Origin of the sequence: Paenibacillus popilliae ATCC 14706 (assembly GCF_000315235.1) — a bacterium.
Classification (GTDB): Bacteria; Bacillota; Bacilli; order Paenibacillales; family Paenibacillaceae; genus Paenibacillus_B; species Paenibacillus_B popilliae.
This window is the reverse complement of record NZ_BALG01000067.1, coordinates 1-1,638: the sequence shown is the minus strand read 5'-3', so window position 1 is coordinate 1,638 and position 1,638 is coordinate 1. Positions and strand designations below refer to the sequence as shown.

Below are 1,638 nucleotides of genomic sequence, written 5' to 3'. Positions count from 1 at the left end.
CCGGCAGCAGCACCATCCTTCGAATCTTCATGCAGCCGCTGCGACCGTCCATTCAATCGAAAGCGACGGAGCGGTTCGAGACGGCGCCTGGCGAGCAAGCGCAGGTGAACTGGGGACGACTGCAGGATCTCAATCGCCAAGTGCGTCACTGGCTTGACACCGTCGCCAACCAGCGCCTGCACGGGACAACATTCCGGGTGCCGGACGGCGCTGGGGATTGAGGCTTGCCGGCAAGGGCATGCGGTGCAATTTTACCGTGCCTCCGATCTGGTCGCGGTGCTGCAAGAGAAGTTTGCAGCCGGTACGCTTAGCCGCTTTCGGGAAAAACTAAAAAAGATGGAGTTGCTCATTCTGGATGAGGTCGGTTATGTCCCTTTTAGCCAGACCGGCTCGGAGCTCCTGTTCAACGTTATTGCCGATTGCTATGAGCAGCAGCCTCAAACCTGGAGTTTGGCCAATGGACCTCCATATTTGGGGATACGAAGCTCACGTCAGCCTTGGTCGACCGTCTCGTGCACCACGCGCATATTCTCTCGTTCACAGGCGAGAGTTTCCGCCTCAAGCAGGCAATGGAACGCATTCCACAGTAATGTTTTGGCTGGCAAGGGAGCCTGGCACTTTTCGCAGCAAAACTCAGCATTTTTCACTTGCAAAAAACCGTTTTGAAACATCCATGATCTATCGCGGCCCGGATGTTGCCAATATGATCGCCAAAATAAAAGATCAACTGGAAAAAAGAAAAATATTACATCCACCGGTGGGATGCAATGGAGAGAAGGGGACGAAGTACTGAATGGATATAAGAAGCTGAAGAGAGTAGGGGAAAATTACAAGATGTTCAAAAATGTACAGGGGTTCTAATCCACTAACTTCATTAATCTTCGTATTGGACTTGGACTATAGAGTTTCAAGGTAAATACCGGATTATGTAGAAATACAAGAGGAAGACATTTAAATAAAAGGAGCGATTAAATATGGGATTCTATTTTAGAAAATCAGTATCATTTGGAGGTATAAGGCTGAATTTTTCAAAGTCGGGGTTAGGAACTTCTGTCGGTATAAAAGGGTTTTGCTTTGGGGTAAGTCCTCACGGACACTAATAAGTGTTAGCTAAGGCTATCGCCTCCTTATGGAACCTGCCGCTGTATCGTTTGGATTTATCCACTATACATGGACAGTACTTAGGGCAAAGTGAGAATCGTTTAAAAGAAGCATTATCAACAGCCGATCATGTGGCGCCATGCGTATTATGGATAGTCGGCCAATTCCTTTATTGGTTACAGGAAAGCCTCGCTAGAGTCTTCGTTGTTGCAACCGCAAATGATGTATCCAAGCTGCCTCCTGAACTGTTGCGCAGAGGACGTTTCGATGAGCTATTTTTTGTGGATCTGCCAACTGCGAGTGAACGGGAAGAGATTATAAAGATTTATATTGAAAAAGGATTGAAGAGAACAATATCAAATGATTTATCGCAACATTTGGTAAGAATTTCAGATGGTTTTGCAGGTGCGGATTTGGAAGCTGCTGTTCGAGATGTTGTGAAACTGTGAAAATCGGATGTAAAATACCCAATATCATCGGTTGAAAATTGCCCACTTACAACCGACATACTCTCCGGAGGGAGAGAGTCGAGATTGG

2 protein-coding genes and 2 pseudogenes are annotated in these 1,638 nt (G+C 46.8%); all 4 read left to right on the top strand.

Features of this window, described 5'->3' with window-relative positions:
* Positions 1-200: pseudogene (locus PPOP_RS06920) on the top strand (hypothetical protein); the annotation flags it as partial.
* Between the two features lie 4 nt (positions 201-204).
* A pseudogene (locus PPOP_RS20200) lies at positions 205-590 on the top strand (ATP-binding protein); the annotation flags it as partial.
* A 384-nt stretch (positions 591-974) separates the two neighbouring features.
* On the top strand, positions 975-1,100 hold the full coding sequence (locus PPOP_RS20190; protein ID WP_093470994.1) for a DUF4236 domain-containing protein: 126 nt from the start codon (positions 975-977) through the stop codon (positions 1,098-1,100).
* Positions 1,101-1,103: 3 nt separating this feature from the next.
* The gene (locus PPOP_RS06910) at positions 1,104-1,550 is read left to right on the top strand and encodes an AAA family ATPase (protein WP_006285431.1); all 447 of its coding nucleotides are present in this window, start codon (positions 1,104-1,106) and stop codon (positions 1,548-1,550) included.
* The last annotated feature ends 88 nt before the right edge of the window (positions 1,551-1,638 follow it).